Annotated in this window: 17 protein-coding genes and 1 tRNA gene; 4 read left to right on the top strand and 14 right to left on the bottom strand. The window is 72.7% G+C overall.

Annotated elements, in window-relative coordinates; translation table 11 throughout:
- Positions 1-69: 69 nt before the first annotated feature.
- Positions 70-969, bottom strand: a complete 900-nt coding sequence (locus IE313_RS01405) for an endonuclease/exonuclease/phosphatase family protein (protein ID WP_189928985.1) — start codon at positions 967-969, stop codon at positions 70-72.
- Between the two features lie 228 nt (positions 970-1,197).
- Here IE313_RS01405 and IE313_RS01400 point away from each other — a divergent pair, with 228 nt between their 5' ends.
- Complete coding sequence (locus IE313_RS01400) at positions 1,198-2,685, top strand: MFS transporter (RefSeq protein WP_189928984.1); 1,488 nt, start codon at positions 1,198-1,200, stop codon at positions 2,683-2,685.
- A gap of 149 nt (positions 2,686-2,834) precedes the next feature.
- A complete protein-coding gene (locus tag IE313_RS01395; protein ID WP_189928983.1) occupies positions 2,835-3,608 on the top strand; it encodes a TetR/AcrR family transcriptional regulator in 774 nt (257 codons plus the stop codon).
- Positions 3,609-3,765: 157 nt separating this feature from the next.
- On the opposite strand, the gene IE313_RS01390 is transcribed toward IE313_RS01395, so the two are convergent.
- The 4 genes from IE313_RS01390 to IE313_RS01375 all read right to left on the bottom strand — a co-directional run bounded on the left by IE313_RS01390 (position 3,766) and on the right by IE313_RS01375 (position 8,534).
- Positions 3,766-4,233 carry a PPOX class F420-dependent oxidoreductase gene (locus tag IE313_RS01390; RefSeq protein ID WP_189928982.1) on the bottom strand — a complete coding sequence of 156 codons (468 nt, stop codon included), beginning with the start codon at positions 4,231-4,233 and terminating at the stop codon, positions 3,766-3,768.
- 10 nt (positions 4,234-4,243) lie between these two features.
- On the bottom strand, positions 4,244-5,107 hold the full coding sequence (locus IE313_RS01385; protein ID WP_189928981.1) for a YceI family protein: 864 nt from the start codon (positions 5,105-5,107) through the stop codon (positions 4,244-4,246).
- 256 nt (positions 5,108-5,363) lie between these two features.
- The gene (locus tag IE313_RS01380) at positions 5,364-7,916 is read right to left on the bottom strand and encodes an MFS transporter (protein WP_506005223.1); all 2,553 of its coding nucleotides are present in this window, start codon (positions 7,914-7,916) and stop codon (positions 5,364-5,366) included.
- 135 nt (positions 7,917-8,051) lie between these two features.
- A complete protein-coding gene (locus IE313_RS01375; RefSeq protein WP_189928979.1) occupies positions 8,052-8,534 on the bottom strand; it encodes a MarR family winged helix-turn-helix transcriptional regulator in 483 nt (160 codons plus the stop codon).
- A gap of 190 nt (positions 8,535-8,724) precedes the next feature.
- Between IE313_RS01375 and IE313_RS01370 the strand changes: the two genes are divergently transcribed.
- Positions 8,725-8,937: a hypothetical protein gene (locus tag IE313_RS01370; RefSeq protein ID WP_189928978.1), complete on the top strand. Its 213-nt coding sequence runs from the start codon at positions 8,725-8,727 to the stop codon at positions 8,935-8,937.
- Positions 8,938-9,293: 356 nt separating this feature from the next.
- Here the strand turns inward: IE313_RS01370 and IE313_RS01365 are convergent, their stop codons facing one another.
- The 8 genes from IE313_RS01365 to IE313_RS01330 all read right to left on the bottom strand — a co-directional run bounded on the left by IE313_RS01365 (position 9,294) and on the right by IE313_RS01330 (position 14,465).
- Complete coding sequence (locus tag IE313_RS01365) at positions 9,294-10,148, bottom strand: RNA polymerase sigma factor SigF (protein WP_189928977.1); 855 nt, start codon at positions 10,146-10,148, stop codon at positions 9,294-9,296.
- 252 nt (positions 10,149-10,400) lie between these two features.
- The gene (locus IE313_RS01360) at positions 10,401-11,369 is read right to left on the bottom strand and encodes an RNA polymerase sigma factor SigF (protein ID WP_373316884.1); all 969 of its coding nucleotides are present in this window, start codon (positions 11,367-11,369) and stop codon (positions 10,401-10,403) included.
- A gap of 211 nt (positions 11,370-11,580) precedes the next feature.
- Positions 11,581-11,874 (bottom strand): Dabb family protein, encoded by a 294-nt coding sequence (locus tag IE313_RS01355; protein WP_189928975.1) that lies wholly within the window; start codon positions 11,872-11,874, stop codon positions 11,581-11,583.
- Positions 11,875-12,022: 148 nt separating this feature from the next.
- Positions 12,023-12,193: a hypothetical protein gene (locus IE313_RS01350; RefSeq protein ID WP_189928974.1), complete on the bottom strand. Its 171-nt coding sequence runs from the start codon at positions 12,191-12,193 to the stop codon at positions 12,023-12,025.
- Between the two features lie 232 nt (positions 12,194-12,425).
- Positions 12,426-12,510, bottom strand: a tRNA-Ser gene (locus IE313_RS01345).
- A gap of 153 nt (positions 12,511-12,663) precedes the next feature.
- Positions 12,664-13,149 carry a tRNA adenosine(34) deaminase TadA gene (gene tadA, locus IE313_RS01340; protein ID WP_189928973.1) on the bottom strand — a complete coding sequence of 162 codons (486 nt, stop codon included), beginning with the start codon at positions 13,147-13,149 and terminating at the stop codon, positions 12,664-12,666.
- Positions 13,150-13,213: 64 nt separating this feature from the next.
- The gene (locus tag IE313_RS01335; protein WP_229924277.1) at positions 13,214-13,774 is read right to left on the bottom strand and encodes a tRNA adenosine deaminase-associated protein; all 561 of its coding nucleotides are present in this window, start codon (positions 13,772-13,774) and stop codon (positions 13,214-13,216) included.
- 418 nt (positions 13,775-14,192) lie between these two features.
- Positions 14,193-14,465 (bottom strand): hypothetical protein, encoded by a 273-nt coding sequence (locus IE313_RS01330; RefSeq protein WP_189928972.1) that lies wholly within the window; start codon positions 14,463-14,465, stop codon positions 14,193-14,195.
- Positions 14,466-14,568: 103 nt separating this feature from the next.
- On the opposite strand from IE313_RS01330, the gene upp reads away from it, so the two are divergent.
- Positions 14,569-15,204 (top strand): uracil phosphoribosyltransferase, encoded by a 636-nt coding sequence (gene upp / locus IE313_RS01325; protein WP_189928971.1) that lies wholly within the window; start codon positions 14,569-14,571, stop codon positions 15,202-15,204.
- Between the two features lie 194 nt (positions 15,205-15,398).
- On the opposite strand, the gene IE313_RS01320 is transcribed toward upp, so the two are convergent.
- Complete coding sequence (locus IE313_RS01320) at positions 15,399-16,073, bottom strand: LytR C-terminal domain-containing protein (RefSeq protein ID WP_189928970.1); 675 nt, start codon at positions 16,071-16,073, stop codon at positions 15,399-15,401.
- Positions 16,074-16,222 lie beyond the last annotated feature (149 nt).

The following is a 16,222-nucleotide window of genomic DNA, read 5'->3' as shown; positions in this document are numbered from 1 at the left end:
CCGCCGAACCGCGCACCGCCGAACCGCGCACCGCCGAACCGCACCGCCGCACCGCGCCCCCCGAACCGCCTACCCGCGGCGCAGCGTGACGTCCGCGACCACCGGTCGGTGGTCCGAGGCCAGCGTGTCGGGCACCGTCACCGCGCGGACCGACATCGCCTCGCGCGAGCCGGTGACGAAGTCGATGCGCTTCTCCGGGTTCAGGGCCGGATACGTGTACCCGGCCGCGCCCGCCGAGGCGTCAGGACCCGCGTCCAGCAGGTCCTGCCAGAGCGGCGCGAGTTCGGGGGCGTCGGGGGTGGCGTTGAAGTCGCCGACCAGGATCTGCCGCGGGCAGTGCCCGGTGGGACCGCAGTCCTCGGCCATGATCCGCCGGGTGTCCGCCACCTGCGCCCGGCGCACCGCGGGATCGGCGCGGTAGTCCAGGTGCGTGACGTACACGTGCACCGGCACGCCGCGCACCTTCACCACGACCTCGGGGAAGCCGGGCGCCGGAGCGGGTACCGGGTCGGGGTCCTGCGTCGAGAGCCGGGTGATGTCGTGGTTCTCGGCGGAGCGGAACGCGAACCGGGAGAGCACGGCCACCCCGTACTGGCGGCGCGGTGCGCCCTCGGTGGCCGGGTCCTCGTCGTAGATGGGCGCGAAGTACACGTGCATACGGGTCGCCCGGCCCAGCTCCGCCGCCAGGTCGCGCCACTGGCTGCGCGCGTCCCAGTGCACGTCGACCTCCTCCAGTCCGATGACGTCCGCGTGCAGCGCACGCAGTTCGCCGGCGGTCCGGTCGAGATCGAAGACGTTGTCCGTCCCCGCGCCCGCGTGGATGTTGTACGAGGCGACCCGCAGCGGCACCGCGCCGCCGTGCGCCGCCGGTCCGGGTGCGGCCCCGGCCACCCCGGGGGAGGTGCCCAGCACCCCCAGCACCGCGCCCGCCGTCACCAGCCCTCTCGCACCGCGCCGACGCCCTGACATACGACCCCCATCCGCCCGGCGGGATCCTGCGATCGCCGCGTCCTCGGGCCTCGGTTCCGCTCTTCGCCTCCACGTCGGCCGCCGCCCGGTCCTGCGCCCGGCGCCGCCCGCGTCAGCAGACTCGTGCGCGAAGAACGCTACCGCCTGAAATCAAGTGGCACACCGTACGACGCCTCGCCTACCGTGAGGGAACCACAGTCCTGTACACCGTAGAAGTCGGAGCCCCGCATGACGTCCACGACGACCCACGAGGGGTCCCGCAGTGCGCCGTCCGGCCACCCGCAGCGCTGGCTGGTCCTCGGGGTGATCTGCCTGGCCCAGCTCACCGTCCTGCTGGACAACACGGTTCTCAACGTCGCCATCCCCTCCCTCACCCGGGAGCTGGGGGCGTCCACCGCGGCCGTCCAGTGGATGATCAACGCCTACTCGCTGGTGCAGTCGGGGTTGCTGCTCACCGCGGGCAGCGCCGCCGACCGGTACGGGCGCAGGAAGATGCTCACCGCCGGCCTCGCGCTCTTCGGCGCCGGCTCACTGGCCGCCGGACTCGCCCAGTCCAGCGGGCAGTTGATCGCCGCGCGCGCCGGGATGGGGATCGGCGGGGCCCTGCTGGTGACCACCACCCTCGCCGTCGTCGTACAGATCTTCGACGAGGCCGAGCGGGTGAAGGCGATCGGCATCTGGTCGACCGTCAACTCGCTGGGCTTCGCGGTCGGTCCACTGCTCGGCGGGCTGATCCTCGACCACTTCTGGTGGGGCGCCATCTTCCTGGTCAACATCCCGGTGGCGGCGATCGGCCTGGTCTTCGTGCTGCGGCTGGTCCCCGAGTCGAGGAACCCGCAGGGCGACCGGCCCGACCTGCTCGGCGCCCTGCTCTCCACCAGCGGGATGACGGGCGTGGTCTACGCCATCATCTCCGGCCCCGGCCACGGCTGGACGTCCGCCCACGTGCTGGTCTCCGCCGCGCTCGGCGCCGCCCTGCTGGCCGCGTTCGCCGGCTGGGAGCTGCGCGCCCCCTTCCCCATGCTCGACATGCACTTCTTCCGCGACCAGCGCTTCGTCGGCGCCGTCGCGGGCGCCGTACTGGTCGCCTTCGGCATGGGCGGCTCGCTCTTCCTGCTCACCCAGCACCTCCAGTTCGTGCTGGGCTACGGGCCGTTGGAGGCGGGCCTGCGCACGGTGCCGCTGGCGCTGACCGTCGTCGCGCTCAACCTCACCGGACTCGGCGCCCGCCTGCTGCCGAGGCTCGGCACACCCGCCACCATCGCCACCGGAATGACCCTGCTCGCCGCCGGTCTCGCCGCGATCGCCCTGCTCGGCGGCGGGTACGCGGGCATGCTGCTCGGCCTGGTCGTGATGGGTGCGGGCATCTCGCTCGCCATGCCGGCCATGGCCAACGCCATCATGAGCGCCATCCCGCGGGAGAAGGCGGGCGTGGGCGCCGGAGTCAACGGCACGCTGGCCGAGTTCGGCAACGGCCTCGGGGTCGCCGTCCTCGGTGCCGTGCTGGGCTCCCGCTTCACCGCCGCCGCCGCGGTCTCCGCCGCGTCCCTGCCCGCCGCCCTGGCCGCCGCGCGCCCCGGCGCGCAGCGCGACCGGATCACCGCCGCGTTCGCCGCGGGTCTGGAGACCAGCCAACTGGCAGGAGCTCTCGCCGTGCTGCTCGGGGGCCTGCTCGCGGCCGTCTTGCTGAAACGGGCTATGAGGGGGCAAAGCTGACGGATTGCTCCTGCCCGACCAGGCTCTTTCCGAGGGGGCGCACGGTCGCCCGGTAACGGAATCGGCGCCGCGCCCGCATAGCATCGAGAGAGGTGGACCGGATTCCCTCCGGTGCGGGACGAGGCGTACGGCTCAGCGAAGGGGTGGCCATGGTGAGGGCAGCCGACCGGACGAAGCGTCCGCCACGTGCCAGCGTCTGGCTGGACGGAAAGGCCCCGCGCGGCGGGGCGGGCCGTCGCTCCGACCAGCCGAGCGGGCTCGATCGGGAGCGCATCACCGAGACGGCGGTGCGGCTGCTGGACGCCGAGGGGCTCGCCCGGTTCTCGATGCGCCGGCTCGCCGCGGAGCTCAACGTCACCGCCATGTCCGTCTACTGGTACGTGGACACCAAGGACGACCTCCTCGAACTGGCCCTGGACGCCGCCTTCGGCGAGCTGAGCCTGCCGTCTGACGGCGACGGCGGGGACTGGCGCCCGCAACTGCGCGCCCTGGCCACCGAGTACCGCGCCCTGCTGGTGCGCCACCCCTGGCTGTCACCGCTCGCCGGCCGGTTCCTCAACATCGGCCCCCGTTCGCTCGAACTGTCCACCGCCGTGCAGCGCGTCATCCGCGGCACCGGCCTGCCGCCGCACGGCCAGGCCGGCGCCATCTCGGCGGTCTTCCAGTTCGTCTACGGGTTCGGCACCATCGAGGGGCACTTCATCCAGCGGTGCGCGGAGGCCGGGATGACGCAGGACGAGTACGTCCACGAGGCGATGAGCTCGATAGCGGCGACGCCCGAGGTGGCCGGGCCGATGCGGGAGTCCGCGGACATGGTGGCGGCGCGCGGGGCGGGGTCGGTGGCGCAGTTGCGCGAGGGCGACTTCGTGTTCGCGCTGGAGGTGCTGGTGGCGGGCATCGAGGCGATGGTCGCCCGCGTCTGAGCCGGTGGCCGCCCGAGCGAACGGTTGTGGCCGCCCGGACGCGGGCCGGTGGCCGCCCGGCCGCGGTCCTGCCCGGTGCGCAGGGGCGTGCCCGTGGCGGCCCGGCCCGTGGCGGGCCGGTGCCGCCGGGACGCCCCCGGCCCGGCCAGGGGCGTCCTCAGTCCTGGACGAGGTGCGCCGGGAAGCCGCCCGTCGCCACCGGGCCCCAGCGTTCGGGGGTGATGCGGATCAGGGACTTGCCCTGCTTGCGCATGGCCTCGCGGTACTCGTCCCAGTCCGGGTGCTCGCCCGCGATGGTGCGGTAGTACTCGACCAGGGGCTCCACCGCCTCCGGCATGTCCAGGACCTCGGCCGTGCCGTCGACCTGGACCCAGGGGCCGTTCCAGTCGTCGCTGAGCACCAGCACGCTGACGCGCGCGTCCCGCTTGGCGTTGCGCGTCTTCGCCCGCTCCGGGTACGTCGAGACCACGATCCGGCCCGAGTCGTCGACACCGCAGGTCAGGGGGGATGCCTGCGGCGCGCCGTCGGCACGCCGGGTGATCAGGACGGCGTGGTGGCGGGGGCGGACGAAGTCCAGCAGCTCCGAGCGGGAGACGGGGGTGTTCGTTGCGATGTTCGGTGCCATGGCCGGAAGCCTACGCCTGCGGAAGGGCCTCTCCCTGGACCGCCTGGATGTTCAGCTCCACCTTGAGCGTGGTGCCGATGGCCGCTATGCCCGCCTGCACGACCTGGTTGTAGGTGATCGCGAAGTCCTCGCGGCGCAGCTCGGCGACGGCGCGGAACGCGGCGCGGACGCCGCCCCAGGGGTCGGGCCCCGTGCCGAGGTAGCTGAGGTCCAGGTCCACGGGGCGCACGACGCCGTGCATGCCGAGTTCGCCGTGCACCGTCCAGCGGTCCGGACCGGCCGGGGTCAGGCCGGTGGAGCGGTAGGTGATCTCCGGGTGCCGCTCCACGTCGAGGAAGTCCGCCGACCGCAGATGGCCGTCGCGCATGCCGTTGCCGGTGTCGATCGAAGCGGACCGGATCACGGCCTCCACGCGGGAGTTCTCGATGCTCTCCGCCCGGTCGCCGGCGGGGGCGGGGGCGACGCCCTCGCTGTACTTGGCGATCTCGATGCGGCCGCTGAACTCGGTGAAGCGGCCGTGCACGCTGGAGATGCCCAGGTGCTGGGCGACCGCGGCGACGGAGGAGTGGGCCGGGTCGATGGTCCAGACGCCTGGCGGCGGGAGCTGCGAGCCGCCCTGGCGGGCGAGGACGATCTGGCCGATCTCGGCACGGCCCGCGGCGGAGACGATGGCCGTCGAGGCGGTCGGGGTGTAGCCGAGGGCCGTGATGATGACGGTGTAGGGGCCGGGGGCAAGGGGGGTGTCGTCGTGGATGGTGCCGTCGTCGTCGGCTTCGGCACGGAGGATCTGGGTGCCGGTCATGTCGGTGACGGTGACTACCGCGTGTGACACGCCCCAGCCGTCCCGGGTGCGGACCCGCGCGCTCAACGCCATGGTGTGTGGTTCTCCTTCGGGGTCGTACGTGGTGCTTCGCGGCTCTCGTGGGGGCCGGTGCGCAGTGTTCTTCGCGTGGGGGCGGTCGGTGGGGGTTCTGTGGCGGCTTCGGGGGGAAGGGGCCGACGGCAGCGGTGGGCGCGGTGGGGCGCAGGTCAGGTGCCGTGACCGCGGGGAACGGGGTGCGGGGGGAGGAACACCCCGCACCCCGTCCACCAGGAGGACGGGCCGGGGGCGCCGTCGGCCCCCGGGCGGGCTACTCGGTGGGGTGGGTGAGTTCGACGTCGTGGCCCTCGACGCCGCGACCGCTGACCCAGACGCCGGTGGCCACCGGCGGGTATCCCGTGGCGATCACGGTGTACTCCCCCTCGTCCAGATCCGCGAACCCGTAGGCGCCGTCGACTCCGGTGGTCGCCGTGCCGACCACGTTCCCGGCCGCGTCCACCAGCGTGACCCGCGCTTCGGAGAGCGCCCCGCCCGCGGCCCGCACCGTGCCGCGCACCCGTGCGCCGGAGGAGAGCACCACATCGGCCCGGGTGACCCCGGAGCCGCCTATCTCGACCGGCAGCGCCTGCGGCCGGTACCCCTCCGCGTTCACGGCGACCGTCACATAGCCGGGCACCAGCTCGGTGAAGGCGAACTCGCCCTGCACGCCGCTGGTTCCGGTGGCCAGCACATCGCCGCGCACGTCGGTCACGATGACCACCGCGTTCGCGACCGGGCCGCCGTCCACGGAGCGCACCGTGCCGGTGAGTCCGCTGGTGCCGCTGAGCAGGATGTCGTACGCCACCGGGCCCTCGCCGACGACCACCGTCGACGCCTGCGGCTGGTAGCCGTCCGCGGAGGCGATCAGGACGTAGGAGCCGGCACCGGGTGCGTCGACGGCGTAACCGCCGTCCAGGTGGGCCATGGAGCGGCTGAGCTGCCGGCCGGCCAGTGAGATGAGGGTCACCGCGGCCCGGGCCACCGGCAGGCCCTCGGCGCCCCGGACGAAGCCCTGGACGGGTATGCCGCTACCGCCCGAACCGGAACCGCCGAGACCGTTCGCCGGGGCGGCGGAGGCGGCCGCCTGGAGGCGCTGGCCGCCGTACGGGTCCGCGGGGCCTGCGGCGGCCCAGCTCGGCACCCGCTCGCGCCTGGGCAGCTCGGGGGGCTCCTCCGCGCCGGACGCGCCGGACGCGCCGGACGCGGTGGACCCGGAGTATGTGGTGGCCGCGGAGGCGCCGGTGGCCTCGGCGGCCTCTGTCGCCTGCGCCGGCGGTGCGGCCTCGGGCGGTGCGCCCTCGGTGGACTGCTCCTGTGCGATACCGGCCTTGGTGCGCAAAGGGACCTCCTTGATGAACAGGGTGACCAGGAAGGCGACTCCGGCCAGCGGCGCCGCCGTCAGGAAGAGGTCGGCTATGCCATGACCGTACGCGCTCTCCACGACCGTGCGCACGGGGGCCGGCAGCTTGCCGAGGTCGGGGATGGCGGTGCTGTCGGAGCCGTCGGCCGCCAGCCGCGCCGCCTTTGGGCCGAGGCCGGCCAGGCCGTCCCTGACGTAGTCGGTGATGCGGTCGGCCATGATCGCACCGAGCGCCGAGACGCCGATCGCACCGCCCAGCGAGCGGAAGAACGTCACGGTGGAGCTGGCGGCGCCGAGGTCGGCGGCCGCCACCTGGTTCTGCGTGCACAGCACCAGGTTCTGCATGGTCATGCCGATGCCGAGGCCCATCAGGCCCATGTAGACGGCCAGGTGCCAGTACGGGGTGTCGTACCGGATGCCGCCCAGCAGACCGAGGCCCGCGGTGAGCAGCACGGTGCCGGTCACCAGCCAGATCTTCCAGCGCCCCGTCCTGGTGATGATCTGCCCCGAGACCGTGGAGGCGACGAACAGGCCGCCGATCATCGGGATGGTCAGGACGCCCGACATGGTCGGCGACTTGCCGCGCGCCAGTTGGAAGTACTGGCTGAAGTAGACCGTGCCCGCGAACATCGCCACACCGACGAAGAGCGAGGCGAGCGAGGCCAGCGCGATCGTCCGGTTGCGGAACAGCCGCAGGGGGACGATCGGCTGGCCGGCCTTGGCCTCGACCAGGAGGAAGAGCAGCCCCAGCACGATCGAGCCGCCGACCATCGCACAGGTCTGCCACGAGATCCAGTCGTACTTGTTGCCCGCGAAGGTCACCCAGATCAGCAGCAGGCAGACCGCGGCGCTGATGAGGAACGCGCCGCCCCAGTCGACCTTGACCTCGCGCTTGACCACCGGCAGCTTCAGCGTCTTCTGGAGCACGAGCAGCGCGATGACGGCGAAGGGCACGCCGACGTAGAAGCACCAGCGCCAGCCGAGCCAGCTCGTGTCGGTGATGACACCGCCGAGCAGCGGGCCGCCGACGGTGGCCACCGCGAAGGTGGCGCCCAGGTAGCCGCTGTAGCGGCCGCGCTCGCGGGGCGAGATCATCGCGGCCATCACGATCTGCGCCAGCGCAGACAGGCCGCCGACGCCGATGCCCTGCACCACGCGGCAGGTGATCAGCATGCCCGGGTTCTGCGACAGGCCGGCGACCACCGAGCCGCCGACGTAGATGACCAGGGCTGTCTGGACCAGGAGCTTCTTGGAGAACAGGTCGGCGAGCTTGCCCCACAGCGGGGTGGTCGCCGTCATCGAGAGCAGCGCCGCGGTGACGACCCAGGTGTAGGCGCTCTGCCCGCCGCCCAGGTCGGAGATGATGTGCGGAAGGGCGTTGGAGACGATCGTCGACGACAGGATCGCGACGAACATGCCGAGCAGCAGCCCGGAGAGCGCCTCCATGATCTGCCGGTGTGTCATCGGCGCGCTCCCGGGGGCGCCGCCGTGCCTGGCATGGCTGCCCCGCACACCGTTCGGTGTGGTCGTTGCCATGGACGTCCTTTTCTCTTGCTGGTCATGCGTTTCGTGGGGGGCCGGGCGCCTGCGTGCGTCGGGTCACGTGGGGGTGGCCGCGGTGTCCGGCTGGTGCGTCGGGCGGGCCGGTGCCGAGCGGAAGTCGTCGAAGCCGTCGCGCAGCCGGGCGAGATAGGCGTTGAACTGGTCGACCTCTTCGTCGGACCAGTCCGCCAGACAGCCGGCGAGGGCGCGTACGTAGGTCTCGGAGAGCTCGGCGAGCTTGGCCCTCCCGTCGGCGGTGAGCCGCAGGATGCGGGAGCGGCGGTCGCAGGGGTCCGGGGACCTGTCGATCCAGCCGTACTGCGCCACGTGCGCCACATGGCGGCTGGTCACGGACATGTCCACGGAGAGCAGTTCGGCCAGCCGGCTCATCCGCATGGGGCCGTGCCGGTCGAGCAGGGTCAGTACCGCGGCGGAGCCCGTCGGGCACTCCGGCGGCAGGATGCGCGCGAGCCCCCGCTTCACGGCGCCGATCGCGCTCAGTTGCCGGGCCAGCTCCTCGTACTGACGGCGTTCCGCCATCGCACCTCCCGGACCGGGGTTTTCGTTGCTTAAGGCAACCGTAAGGTATTTGGTTGCCGCAGGCAAATGATAGGAAACTCACAGGATCCAAGAATTGGTAAAGAAACTTATATGCAGAGGCAAACATGTACCCCAGGGGGGCAGGGGTGACCCTTGGGTGGGCCGTTCCGATTCGCTAGGGTCCTGGCCCATGGCACACAACCCCCAAGCGCCGCAGGGCCCCGAGGGCAATCACGACCCGGCGGGCAGTACCCAGATGTTCCGCGCCTTCGTCGACGACGGAGGACAGCAGCGCCGCCCCCAGGCGGCGGCCGCCTCGGGCGGACCGCGCGCCGGCGTGATCGTCGGCGTGCTGGCCGTCATCGTGGTGGTGGCGGCAGTCGCCTGGCTGGCGGTCTCCTAGCAGGATCTTCCGGGCGGTCCCGGATCGCCGCGGGCGGTCCGGTGGCCGCCCGGCCGTATGTCCGGGCCCGCCGTGCCGCGTCCCGGGGCGTCCACGCGGCCGCGCACGGCACCGGTCGCTGCCGGAGGCGGAACCGCCGCGCTGTGTGCGGCGGCGGTGCGCTGCCGTATGGGGCGGTGGTGCGCGGCGGTGCGCGGTCGTTCCGTGTGCTCGGGCGCGGCCCGCACGCACGAGAGCCGCCCTCGCACACGGCGAGGGCGACTCCGGTGGTCCCTGGCCGGTGGCCGACGACCGACTGCGGGTGGCCGGGTGCCGGCGGCGGTCCCGGCCGGGCGCGGCGGTCCCGGCCGGGCGGGTCAGTCCGAGATGAGCCCCTCGCGCAGTTGCGCGAGCGTGCGGGTGAGCAGCCGGGAGACGTGCATCTGGGAGATGCCGACCTCCTCGCCGATCTGGGACTGCGTCATGTTCGCGAAGAAGCGGAGCATGATGATGCGGCGCTCGCGCGGCGGCAGCTTGGCCAGCAGGGGCTTCAGGGACTCGCGGTACTCGACGCCCTCCAGGGCGCTGTCCTCGTAGCCGAGGCGGTCCGCGAGCGAGCCCTCGCCGCCGTCGTCCTCCGGGGCCGGCGAGTCGAGGGACGAGGCCGTGTAGGCATTGCCGACCGCGAGTCCGTCGACCACGTCCTCCTCCGACACCCCGAGGGCGGAGGCCAGTTCGGGAACGGTCGGGGAGCGGTCGAGGCGCTGTGAGAGCTCGTCACTGGCCTTGGTGAGGGCGAGGCGCAGCTCCTGGAGCCGGCGCGGCACCCTCACCGACCACGAGGTGTCACGGAAGAAGCGCTTGATCTCGCCGACGACGGTGGGCATCGCGAACGTGGGGAACTCCACGCCGCGTTCGCAGTCGAAACGGTCGATGGCCTTGATGAGGCCGATGGTGCCGACCTGGACGATGTCCTCCATCGGCTCGTTGCGGCTGCGGAAGCGGGCGGCCGCGTACCGCACGAGCGGGAGGTTCAGCTCGATCAGGGTGTCCCGGACGTAGGCCCGCTCCGGGCTGTGCTCGTCCAGCGCGGCCAGCCGCAGGAAGAGGGAGCGGGAGAGGGTCCGGGTGTCGATGGACTCCGGGTGCGGGAACGCTTCGGGCGCGGGTGCGGGCGCGGGCTCACTCGCACCGAGCGTGAGCACCTTCGAGCTGCCCTGGTCTACGGACATGCCACCCCCTTGAGGTCGCGGACGGTCACTGCGGCCGCTCTCGTCGAGGGAACGCCGAGAAGCACAGCCTCCACCTGAATACCGGAGGCTGAGCTCCGGCAAACGCGGTTCCAGCAGAATGTCACATGTCGGCAACACGCTGTAGTGACTTGTCGACAACCTGACGGCGGCTCTGGGCTGGAAAGGAAGGGTGTGGGGTGGATTACCGGGACGGCTGTCGCGAAAGTGCCCGGCGCCGGTCACTCTTCTCAGCTACGCGTCGATTCTGTTTGCGGATCTCAGCCGGGCGAAGCTGCGGGCCAGCAGCCGGGAGACGTGCATCTGGGAGACGCCGAGCTCGGCGCTGATCTGCGACTGCGTCAGGTTGTTGTAGTAGCGCAGCAGCAGGATCCGCTGCTCCCGCTCGGGCAGTTGTACGAGCAGGTGCCGCACCAGGTCGCGGTGCTCGACGCCGTCCAGCGCCGGGTCCTCGTACCCCAGCCGGTCCAGCAGCCCGGGCAGCCCGTCGCCCTCCTGGGCGGCCTCCAGGGAGGTGGCGTGGTAGGAGCGGCCCGCCTCGATGCAGGCCAGCACCTCCTCCTCGGTGATGCGCAGCCGCTCGGCGATCTCCGCGGTGGTGGGCGAGCGGCCGAAGCTGGTGGTCAGGTCCTCCGTGGCGCCGTTCACCTGCACCCACAACTCGTGCAGCCGGCGCGGCACGTGGACGGTGCGCACGTTGTCGCGGAAGTAGCGCTTGATCTCGCCGATGACGGTGGGCATCGCGAAGGTCGGGAACTGCACGCCGCGGTCCGGGTCGAACCGGTCGATGGCGTTGATCAGGCCGATGGTGCCGACCTGGACGACGTCCTCCATCGGCTCGTTGCGGCTGCGGAAGCGGGCGGCGGCGTAGCGCACCAGCGGCAGGTTGGCCTCGATCAGCGCGCCGCGCACCCTGCCGTGCTCGGCGCTGCCCGGTGTGAGGTCCTTGAGCCGGCCGAAGAGCACCTGGGTCAGGGCGCGGGTGTCGGCGCCGCGGGCGTTCGGGTGGGACGGCGCACCGGGCGGGGAACCGGACGCGGGCACGGCTGGGCCGGCGGGCGCGTCGCCGGCGGGCGCGGGGTCGGGGAGCGGGGGCTCGCCGGGCGCGGTGCCGGGTCCTGCGGGGGGCTCGGGGGCGGTGGCCGGGGGGTCGTCACGGGTCGGGGCCCGGGGCACGGTACTGGCCGGCACGGACAAGGCCACCCCTTCCCTTCGTACGACGGCGGCTGGCCGCGGACTGGAGGGGCGGCACAGGGGGAATCGTTCACCTCGGCTAGCAAAAGCGGTCATAGCATCACAAGACATGTGCACTGTGTGCAAGCACCGCATAATGCCGTGTTGAAGGCGAGTTGAGGCCGCCGGAAGGCCGGTGGGCCCCTCGCCGCCAGGGCGAGGGGGCCCTGTGGGGGAGGCTTCAGAACGCGTAGTCGGCGATCACCCACGTGGAGAACTCACGCCACAGTGCTACGCCCGCCTGGTGGTCGGGGTGGGCCAGGTAGCGGCGCAGGGCGTCGGCGTCCTCCACGGCGGCGTTGATGGCGAAGTCGTAGGCGATCGGCCGCTCCGAGATGTTCCACTCGCACTCCCAGAACTTCAGTTCGGGGATGCGGTCGCCGAGCTCCTTGAACGCGCGGTAGCCCTCGGCGACCCGCGGGTCGTCGCGCTTGACGCCTTGGTTGAGCTTGAAGAGGACCAGATGGCGGATCACGGGGGCTCCTTCGCGGTGCGGGGGCGCGGGGCAGCGGCGTCGGGCGCGCGGGCTCGGGGAGGTCCGGGCGCACGGCGGTCCGTCGCGGGGCGGCCGGGTGCGGGCGTGGGGGCGCCGGGGAGCGGGGAGGCGCGAGGGGTGGCGCCGGTCAGTGGCCGCCGTTGATGACCCAGGTCATGAAGTCGCCGATGGAACTGGCGGCGTTCGATATGCCCTCGAACCCTATCTGGACATAGTCGGCAGCCTTGGCCGGGTCCGTAATGATCAGATAGAGCACGAAGACGATCACGACATAGAGTGCGATCTTCTTCGGCTGCACGGTGCTGTGGCCTCCCCTGCCTACGGTGTCGCGTGGGTCCCCTGGTGCCGGCGGTGAGTGTAACCCGGCGGCCCACGCCGGACGAGGAGGAACGACGGGCACGCCGTGCGCCGTTCGGCGGCCGGGCGGCCGGCCGGGCCCGCTTCGCCGCCGCGGCGCGCCGACCGCCGCGCCGGGTGCCCGGTGACGACGAAGGGGCGCACCCGTGCGGGTGCGCCCCTTCGTCCGTCAGCGGTAGCGGAGGGATTTGAACCCTCGGTGACTTGCGCCACACTCGCTTTCGAGGCGAGCTCCTTCGGCCGCTCGGACACGCTACCGAGAGAGATCCTAGCCCACCGGGGCCCGTGCTCCGAAATCCGTTTCCGTCGGTGGCGCGGGCGTGGGTGCGGGTGCGGGCGGGCCCGGGTGGGGCGCGGTGCCGGGGCGGGCGGTGCGCGCTGCCGGGACGGGTGCGGCCGCGGTCCGTCCGGTCAGCGGGTGCGGAAGAAGTCGGTGAGCAGCCGGGCGCAGTCCTGGGCGAGGACGCCCGCGATCACCTCGGGCCGGTGGTTGAGCCGGCGGTCGCGCACCACGTCCCAGAGCGAGCCCGCGGCGCCGGCCTTCTCGTCGCGGGCGCCGTACACCAGCCGGTCCACGCGGGACTGCACGATCGCGCCCGCGCACATGGTGCACGGCTCCAGGGTGACGACGAGGGTGCAGCCGGTCAGCCGCCAGCCGCCGAGCGCCGCGGCGGCGCGCCGGATCGCCAGCAGCTCGGCGTGCGCGGTGGGGTCGGCGGCGGCCTCGCGTTCGTTGTGCCCGGTGGCCAGCACGGTGCCGGTCGCGGACAGCACAACGGCGCCGACGGGCACGTCACCGCCCTGGACGGCCTGCTCGGCCTCGTCCAGGGCGTGCCGCATCGACGCCCGCCAGCGGTCGCGTACGGGGTCCGGCAGGGGGCCGTGCGCCGTGCTCATGCGGTGAGCGCGGTGCGCGGCCCGTGCGGACCCGCGGGCCCGTGGCCGGGCCCCGCCGTGGAGTTCAACGTACGGTTTCCAGCACCTCCGCCGCCCCGAGGACATCGGCGATCTCGCCGAGCGCGTCACCGCTGTCCAGGGCGAGCAGGTCCTTCTCGTCGACTCCCAGGTCCGCCAGGATCTCGAAGTCGCCGAGGGGGCCGGACGGCACGGCCTCGTCGGCGTCGAGGTCGGCGTCGTCCCCGGCGCTGCCCGGCTCACCGTCCTCCGTGCCGTCGAGGTCGAGGGCGTCCAGGTCGTCGCCGTCGTCGTCGGTGCCCGGCTCCCTGCCGAGCAGTTCGTCGGTGAGCAGGATCTCGCCGTACGCGCTGCGGGCGGCGGCCGAGCCGTCCGAGACGTAGATGCGCGGGTCCTCCTCGCCGTCCACGCGGACGACGCCGAACCAGGCGTCCTCCTGTTCGATGAAGACGAGCACCGTGTCCTCGTCGGACGCGGCCTCGCGGGCCAGGTCGGTCAGGTCCGAAAGGGTCTCCACATCGTCGAGCTCCGTGTCGCTCGCTTCCCACCCGTCTTCGGTGCGCGCGAGCAGTGCGGCGAAGTACACCGTGACTCTCCCACTGGTCATAGGCGTGCCGGTTGGTGGTCCCCCCGGCGGCGGCTTGGGGCGGGTGCTGTGCCGAGCCCCGCCCCAATCGGAATCGTGGCAGAAAGAACGGCTTCAGGAGAGGTCTTCCGCCCCCTGTGTCCGCTCTTGTTTTCGCCCGGTCCGCCTTTCGGGCATTCTTCCGTATCCCCGCCGGCTTGCGAACAGCACTCCCCCCGCCCACGGCCTGCGCTTTCTCCGGACCGCCCGAGGGGCCCCGGCGGACCGGGCGGGTGTGCCGTGCCGGTGCGCGGGATGCGGCGCGGCTGCCGCCAGGAGGGCGAACGGGGGGCCAGGCGAGGGAATACGGAGGATCCGTGCGACGCGCCGGGGCCCGCCAGGGGCCCCGGCGGCCGCGGTCCCGTCCCGAGCCGTCCCGAGCCGTCCCGCGGGAGTCGGGCTACCAGCGGAAGGTGCGCATGCGCACCGCCCGCCTCATGCGCTCCGCACGGGCGTGCCGGGGGCGGACCCGGGCGCGCAGTTCGCGCGCCTCGGCCAGCTCCCGCAGGAACTGCGCCCTGCGCCTCCTGCGCTCCGCCTCGCTCTCCTGCCGTCCCGCGCCCGCCCCCCGCTGACCCGCTCCGGCCCCCGGGCGCCCCCTGCTGCCCCCGCCCGCCGTGCTCCCCGTCGGCCGCTCGTCCCCGGCGTGCGCTTCCCCGTTGCTCTCAGGCATCGGCCCCCACCACCCCAGCCCCCAGTAAGAACCATCACCTTCCCCCTACCGGGCGGTTTGATGCGGGCATGGCCCCGGCACGGGCCCCGTTACTGTTAGGGGCATGCGTCTCCATGTCGTCGACCACCCGCTGGTGGCCCACAAGCTGACCACCCTGCGCGACCAGCGCACCGACTCCGCGACCTTCCGGCGGCTCGCCGACGAGCTGGTCACGCTGCTCGCGTACGAGGCCACCCGGGACGTGCGCACGGAGCAGGTCGACATCGTGACGCCCGTGTCGACGACCACCGGTGTGAAGCTGACGCATCCGCGGCCGCTGGTGGTGCCGATCCTGCGGGCCGGTCTCGGCATGCTGGAGGGCATGGTGCGGCTGCTGCCCACCGCCGAGGTCGGCTTCCTCGGCATGATCAGGGACGAGGAGACCCTCCAGGCATCGACCTACGCCACCCGGATGCCGGAGGACCTCTCCGGCCGCCAGGTGTACGTGCTCGACCCGATGCTGGCCACCGGCGGCACCCTCGTCGCGGCCATCAGGGAGCTGATCGGGCGCGGCGCCGACGACGTCACCGCCGTGGTGCTGCTGGCCTCGCCGGAAGGCATACAGATCATGGAACGCGAGCTGGCCGGCACCCCCGTCACCGTGGTCTCCGCCGCCCTGGACGAGCGCCTCAACGAACAGGGCTACATCGTTCCGGGCCTCGGTGACGCGGGAGACAGGATGTACGGCACGGTGGCCTGAGAGGGCGCACCGGAGCGGCGAGGGGCTTGCGGTGTCCGAGCGGTGCGCGGTGCTGAGTTCGGGGGCGGGTACTGAGTCCAGCGCGCTGCTGAGTGCAACGTGCTGCCGAGTGCAACGTGCGCTGAGACCAGCGCGTCACTGAGACCAGCGCCTGCTGGGCTCGGCGTGGCGCTGGGTTCAGCGTGCTGCTGGGTTCAGCAGCTCCTCGACGGTGACGGAGCCGGTGTCGGATGCGTCAGCGTCCGCAGCGCCTGCGCCGCGGCGGCCTCGCTCGCCAGGCCCTTGAAGCCGTCCCCGATGATCAGGTCGACGCTCTTGCCCTTGCGGTCGTCCGCCTTCTTCTCGGCGCCCACGAGCTGCGTGCCCAGCAGCGGGATCGCGGTGTCCATGGTGGACGGCGGGCCGAGCAGCAGGCCGGTGCCCTTGACCTTCTTGTCGTACTCGGGCGTGGCGTTGCCGACGTCGCCGATGGTGAAGCCGCGTTTCTTCAGCTCGTCCGCCGTCTTCTTGGCGAGGCCGCTGCGCGTGGTGGCGTTGAGGACGTTGACGGTGACCTGCTTCGGCTTCGGCAGGGTCATGGCGGGGCTGGGCGAGGCGCCGGCTCCGGCGGCGCCCGCGGACCCGGGGCCCGCCTTGCCCGTACCGGGCGTGACGGCGCAGTCCCTGCCGGCACCCGCGGCACTCGCCTCGCCGCCCGTGAAGACGTTGACGAGTTGGAGGCTCCCCCACCCGAGCAGGCCGACCACCGCGGCGGAGGCGACGACGGCGAGCACGATTCTGCCGCGCCGACGACCCCGGCGCATACGAGGGTATTTGTTCCCTGTGATGCGGTATTTGCCGCCCAAGCCGGGGGGAGTGAGCATGCTCATGGCCGCAGCGTAGTGCGAGGGGACGGCCATGCCTACCGGATGATCATCGTATGACACGCACTCTGCCCCGAATGGGTCACTACGGGCCCCCGTCCGGCCCAATGCGGGACCGGCCCCGCGGGCAGGGGCCACCGGGGCGGCCCGGTCGC

This window comes from Streptomyces sulfonofaciens, assembly GCF_014656295.1.
Classification (GTDB): domain Bacteria; phylum Actinomycetota; class Actinomycetes; order Streptomycetales; family Streptomycetaceae; genus Streptomyces; species Streptomyces sulfonofaciens.
Note: the sequence above shows the minus strand (reverse complement) of the source record. Positions and strands in the feature narration are given on the sequence as shown.